Origin of the sequence: Chryseobacterium sp. VD8, from assembly GCF_037149975.1 — a bacterium.
Lineage (GTDB): Bacteria > Bacteroidota > Bacteroidia > Flavobacteriales > Weeksellaceae > Chryseobacterium > Chryseobacterium indicum.
The window spans coordinates 1-5,552 of the sequence record NZ_JBBCQL010000271.1; the positions used below are offsets into that span (position 1 = coordinate 1).

The 5,552-nt window shown below is 35.6% G+C and carries 6 protein-coding genes and 1 pseudogene; 3 read left to right on the forward strand and 4 right to left on the reverse strand.

What is annotated here, in order from left to right:
• Together WFK35_RS20055 and WFK35_RS20060 are read left to right on the forward strand one after the other, a co-directional pair.
• Positions 1-394, forward strand: a pseudogene (locus WFK35_RS20055) (gliding motility lipoprotein GldJ); the annotation flags it as partial.
• A gap of 64 nt (positions 395-458) precedes the next feature.
• Positions 459-1,730 (forward strand): UDP-N-acetylmuramoyl-tripeptide--D-alanyl-D-alanine ligase, encoded by a 1,272-nt coding sequence (locus WFK35_RS20060; RefSeq protein ID WP_336734210.1) that lies wholly within the window; start codon positions 459-461, stop codon positions 1,728-1,730.
• On the opposite strand, the gene WFK35_RS20065 is transcribed toward WFK35_RS20060, so the two are convergent.
• Positions 1,723-2,334 (reverse strand): NUDIX hydrolase, encoded by a 612-nt coding sequence (locus WFK35_RS20065; RefSeq protein ID WP_442892093.1) that lies wholly within the window; start codon positions 2,332-2,334, stop codon positions 1,723-1,725. The two genes, WFK35_RS20060 and WFK35_RS20065, sit on opposite strands and share 8 nt — an antisense overlap.
• A gap of 40 nt (positions 2,335-2,374) precedes the next feature.
• On the opposite strand from WFK35_RS20065, the gene WFK35_RS20070 reads away from it, so the two are divergent.
• Entirely contained in the window at positions 2,375-2,764 is a 390-nt protein-coding gene (locus tag WFK35_RS20070; protein WP_214590395.1) for an SRPBCC family protein, read from the forward strand.
• A 35-nt stretch (positions 2,765-2,799) separates the two neighbouring features.
• Here WFK35_RS20070 and WFK35_RS20075 read toward each other — a convergent pair whose 3' ends face one another.
• The 3 genes from WFK35_RS20075 to WFK35_RS20085 all read right to left on the reverse strand — a co-directional run.
• Entirely contained in the window at positions 2,800-3,843 is a 1,044-nt protein-coding gene (locus WFK35_RS20075; RefSeq protein ID WP_336734213.1) for an anhydro-N-acetylmuramic acid kinase, read from the reverse strand.
• A 4-nt stretch (positions 3,844-3,847) separates the two neighbouring features.
• Positions 3,848-4,441: an LPS export ABC transporter periplasmic protein LptC gene (gene lptC / locus WFK35_RS20080; RefSeq protein WP_214590394.1), complete on the reverse strand. Its 594-nt coding sequence runs from the start codon at positions 4,439-4,441 to the stop codon at positions 3,848-3,850.
• 1 nt (position 4,442) lies between these two features.
• The coding region (locus tag WFK35_RS20085) for a hypothetical protein (RefSeq protein WP_336734215.1) at positions 4,443-5,552 on the reverse strand (1,110 nt) is incomplete at its 5' end.

The following is a 5,552-nucleotide window of genomic DNA, read 5'->3' on the forward strand; positions in this document are numbered from 1 at the left end:
TGATGGAAGATTAGTTTACAGAAACTTACCGGGTCAGTATGAAAGACAAACAATTGCTGATTACAGAAACTATAGAGACGGAGACAGAATGTCTTCTCTAGACTATAGAACTGCATCAGATTCTGCTACTTCATATGATATGTACAATTCTCCGAAATCAAGATTTATCGTAGATGCACAAGGTAGAGTAGTACTTCAAAAAGACAGAAAAGAAAGAACTTCTGCTGTTACTAACGATGTAAGAGTAGTAAAAGGAGGTTCTTGGCAGGATACAGCATACTGGCTAGATCCGGGACAAAGAAGATACAAGTCTCAGGATAAAGCTTACGGATGGATTGGATTCCGTGTAGCTCAGGATGCGAGAGCAAATGATAAAGGTAGAACAAGAAGATAATATTTATCAAAATAATTTTCAAAAAACCCTCCGGAATTCTGGAGGGTTTTTTTATTTTTGAAGTATGAATATAGAACAGTTTTATCCTTTATTTTTACAATCTGAAAAAGTAACCATCGACAGCAGAAAAATCGGTAAGAATGATATTTTCTTCGCTTTTTCAGGAGAAAATTTTAATGCAGCAACTTTGGCTGAACAGGCAATTGAAAGCGGAGCTTTAGCCGTAATTGTTGAACAGAAGGAATTCGAAAATAAAGAGAAAAATATTTTCTTTGCTCATTCCACACTGGAATTTTTGCAGCAGCTTGCCATTTATCACAGAATACAACTGCAGATTCCTGTGATCGGCTTAACAGGAAGCAATGGGAAAACTACCACAAAAGAAATTATTCATGCTGTTCTTTCCGAAAAGTTTAATGTACAGTATACTATAGGAAATCTGAATAATCACATCGGAGTTCCTTTAACCATCCTTTCTATTAAGCCGGAACATGAAATGGCTGTGATAGAAATGGGAGCCAATCATCAGAAAGAAATCACCCTTTTAAGTTCAATTTCCCAACCCGATTTTGGCTACATTACCAACTTTGGTAAAGCACATCTGGAAGGTTTCGGAGGATATGAAGGTGTTATTAAAGGGAAATCTGAGCTGTACGACTATCTTAAAGATCATAAAAAAACGATTATTGTTAACGAAAATGATCCTGTTCAGGTGGAAAAAACTGAAAATTATTCCCCGAAAATTACTTTTGGAAAAGAAAATTCAGATTATCAGTTTGAATTATTCTCAGAAGAAAATTTTGTAGGTATTAAATATGATAACCGAAAGGCAGTTTCAAAACTGACCGGAGAATATAATTTTACCAATCTTTGTGCAGCAGTGAGCTTGGGACTTCATTTCGGGATTGATTTTGAAAAAATAAAAAATGCCATTGAAGAGTATGCCCCAACCAACATGCGCTCCCAGGTTGTTAAAAAAGACGGAAGAACACTGGTTTTGGACACTTACAATGCCAATCCGAGTTCTATGAGCGCTTCTTTGCAGAATTTCATCACTTTTGAGGGTTCAAAAACTATTATAATCGGCGATATGCTCGAGTTGGGTGATGAAAGTGAAAAAGAGCATCAGAATATTTTAAATTTAGCTCAGGAATTAGGTTTTGACCAGATTATCACAGTCGGAAAGAATTTTAAAAAGGTAAATTCTTCGGAAACAGCTTTTGAAAGCACAGCCGAATTAACAGAATATTTAAAACTTAATAAAATTCTTTCAGAAAATATATTATTAAAAGGTTCCAGAGGAATTGCTCTCGAAAAATCAATAGACTTTATTTAGTCTTCATATTTCGGAATTCTTCCACAATCAGTTTAATATTTTTGAATGTGCTTGGAAAAACCTCATCTTCGATCTGAAGAGCGTTTTTCCAGGCAACTTCTGTAATTCCTTCTTCAATCTGAGGTTTTGAAGTATCTTCCCCATAGAAATTCATTTCAAACCAATGCGTGCATTTTAAAACCTTATCGCCGTTTCTTTCAACATAAATATGGTACGTTGTATTGATGAACTTCACCAGTTCTACATTCGTAAGCCCGGTTTCTTCTTCAATTTCCCTTACCGCAGACTCTTCACGAGATTCGCCTTTCTCCATTTTCCCTTTCGGAAGATCCCATTTACCTAACCTTTTGATGAAAAGGATTTCACCCGCAGAATTATTTACAATACCGCCCGCAGCTTCTATAATTCTGAATAATTTCTGAAATTCTGACCAGATTTCATAGATGTTTTCACCAAAAACATTCAATTCTTTTACCGATGTATTTTCCAGAAGATCCAAAGCGATTTCCAGGCTTGTGACGTTTTCGTATCCAAGCGTTTTTTCTAAGTTTTCAGATTGCTTAGACAACAGTAATTTTTTTTCGTTCACAAAAACTTTATACATATATTTGTAAGAATTAAGAATTTAAATACAAAAATAAAAAATGAATTTAGAAGGACGAAAGATTATTGTTAATAAATCATCTAAAGACCTGGTAGAAATCCTGAAATCGCCAGAAAATTACAAAGATTTCATGCCGGACGGTCTTCAGAAATTTGAAACGAGAGAAAATGGATTTAAATTCGGATTGCAGGGAATGCCGGAAATTGCTCTGAAAATTGAAGAAGTTACTGATGAAAAAGCAGTGTTGAAGTCTGCAAGTTCAAGCTTAGATTTTTCTTTAACAGCGGCTTTAAATCCTCTTAATGAAAATCAGACCGAAGTTCAGATGTTATTTGAAGGAAAATTCAATCCATTTATTAAAATGATGGTGGAAAAACCTCTTCAGAATTTTATTAATACACTTACCGATAAGATCGAAGTTTATAAATAAATGAAAACCTTCAGCAATGAAGGTTTTTTTGTGCTTTAAACAATAATTCCCGAACTGTGATCCTGTGAGCTTCCCGTCGCTGAAGACAAAACATTAATTTCATTATTATACCGGAGAACTCCCATGAATGCAAAGATTAAAGCCTCTTTGAAATCAATAATCTCTTTTTCCGGAATGATGATTTCAGCATTCGTTTTGGCTTTTATTTTTTCAGTGAAGTATTGATTATAAGCTCCGCCACCTGTAAATAAGACACGCTTAAGTTGGTAATTATTGAATACTTTTGAAATCTGTTCCGCAGTATGTTCTGTAAAAGTTGCCATTACATCTAAGGTTTCAATATCTTCAAAAAGAGGGAAAATATTTTCGTTGCACCATTCAATTCCTAACGATTTTGGATGAGACTGGCTGTAAAAATCCAACGAATTTAATTTAGACAATAAATCTTCATTAATTCTTCCTCTTCTTGCTAAATTTCCGTTTTCATCGAAATTTTTGTTGAATTTCTGAGCTAATTTATTCAGAATAATATTGACCGGAGCAATGTCGAAAGCGATTCTTTTGTTCTGAATTTTCATGGAAATATTAGAAAATCCGCCCAGATTCAGACAGGCATCGTATTCCGAAAACAACAGTTCGTCACCAATCGGGACGAGAGGCGCGCCGTTTCCACCCATCAAAACATCCTGACTCCTAAAATCGTAGACCACAGGTAAATTTGTTTCGAGTTTAACCGCTCTTCCGTCGCCAATCTGTAAAGTGAATTTTTTCTGAGGCTGATGAAAAACCGTATGACCATGAGAAGCGATGAGATCAACTGTTTTTATCTGATGCTTTTCAATAAAACTTTTAACCGATTTTCCTAAATAAAAACCGTATTCTGAGTTCAGTTCCAGCAGTTCTTCTGCAGAAAGATAAATAGATTTTCTAAGCTTATCTTCCCAGTTTTTAGAGTAGGGAAGTGTTTCTGCTTTCAGTATCTGGAATGTCCATTCATCCTGTTTTTCAAATCTGGCAAAGCAGATATCCAGTCCGTCTAAACTTGTTCCGGACATCAATCCGATTGCATGGAAAACCATCTGATTATTTTTTGTTTTGAGATATTTCAGGCGCGGCAAAATCTCCTGAATTCTGGAAGAAAACATATTCGGAAAAATCATCTTTTGCACGCATTCCGTGTGCGCCAATCAGCGTACTTCCGTCTTTTCTCGTTACGTATACCGTATCTTTTGTATAAATATTTTTCTTTACCTGATCCCAGTAAATACTCTGCATGGCAAATTTATCGCCTTCATTGGTGGTAATTCTTACGTTTCCTTTCGCTTCGTAAAACTTTTTATAATCGTAGAATTTAGCATATTTAGCTTTAATGGTTCCGGGAATTTTCGGTTTCTTCTTGTCGAAAAACTGAATGTCAATTCCTTTTCTTGCAACCGTATAAGGACTGTCGATCAGTTCATATTTTTCGATGATTGGTGCTTTAGCTCTCATTGTTACAAACCCCGAATCTCTCTGGATGATGTTTGCATTATTAATGATCTGAGAAGGAAAGTTTTTACTCTGCTTACCTTTATTTTTCGTAAGATCTTCTTCACAGGAAGTTATAGCAAAAAATATAGCACAACTAAAAAGGTATGCTATATTTTTTTTGTATGATATGTTTCTAAAAAACTTCATTTTAGTTGTATAAAGTCTTTCTGAACCACTTATCCGCAAAATTGAAACCAACTCTCAGGTTTACAAAGTTTTGGTTGATCAGGTTGTTTTTAGTAGTTCCTCTTTTTCCGATTTCCAGTCCAAGTTCAAGACCGCTCATTCTTGTTATGCTGCTGTTTTTGAATGGAAGAAGTACTCCTGCAGAAACTCCGAACTTATTGATGTTCTGTCCTGCGATCTGAAGACTTCCTTTCTCATAAAAAGCGCCGTATCTGTAAACAACTCTTGAAAAATAGCTTCTGAAATTATTAAAATTCGGCAGGTACCATCCTCCTGCAGAAATTCTGTAGGAATCCTGAAGATCAAGCGTACTTCCGAAATAGCCAATGCTCGCACCTTTTTTATAATCTCCCTGAAGAGAAAGGAACCATTTGTTCTCTTCTCCGTATCCTACTCCGATAGAAGCCTGTAAAGGCAGAAGGTTTTTAGAGTTTGTACTTTTCTGGTCGATGATGCTTTCATTACTTTTTACAGTGGCAGCGGCATCAGAATAGAAGTAGGTACTGTTTACGTAATCGCTCGTCATATTACTTGTATTTCCGAAAGTAGTAGTCGCCCCTATGGTAAGCTTTCTGTCTGTACTCGTATTCAGATTCTGGTAACTTGCTCCTAAGGTAAAGTTAAAATTGTGGATGCTGTTTTTGGTTTCATATCCGTTAATTAACTCTGCATTGGAATAAGCCAGTTCATTCAGGTCATAAAGATTTCCGAAGTAGTAATTCGCTCTTGCTCCAACAGCAAGTTTATCGTTCACTTTATATCCTAAAGCCATTTGTACCGTATTCAGTGTCCCGCTTCCTTTAAATCTGTTGGCTCTTATATTGCCGGAGGATAATGTATCTCTGTGGATAATATCGTAGCTTTTTGAGCTGTACGGCTGATAAGAAAACCCCATCTTCAGTTTGGGAGACAGAGGAAAAGCAATTGAAATATTCGATAAATACGTAGAATGTTTGGTAGACTTCGTATTGTTATAGTTTGTTTTAAAGTAATTGTTTTCGTTGGTAGCTTCCAGCTTGATACTTGTAAGCTCGAAATTAGCATTGTTTGCAGGGTTTGCAAAATTGAAATT

What these genes read in the sequence shown, in the direction of transcription:
- WFK35_RS20060 (WP_336734210.1), top strand. Translation starts at nt 459, where the DNA reads ATGAATATAGAACAGTTTTATCCTTTATTTTTACAATCTGAAAAAGTA.
- WFK35_RS20065 (WP_442892093.1), bottom strand. Translation starts at nt 2,334, where the DNA reads ATGTATAAAGTTTTTGTGAACGAAAAAAAATTACTGTTGTCTAAGCAA.
- WFK35_RS20070 (WP_214590395.1), top strand. Translation starts at nt 2,375, where the DNA reads ATGAATTTAGAAGGACGAAAGATTATTGTTAATAAATCATCTAAAGAC.
- WFK35_RS20075 (WP_336734213.1), bottom strand. Translation starts at nt 3,843, where the DNA reads ATGGTTTTCCATGCAATCGGATTGATGTCCGGAACAAGTTTAGACGGA.
- lptC (WP_214590394.1), bottom strand. Translation starts at nt 4,441, where the DNA reads ATGAAGTTTTTTAGAAACATATCATACAAAAAAAATATAGCATACCTT.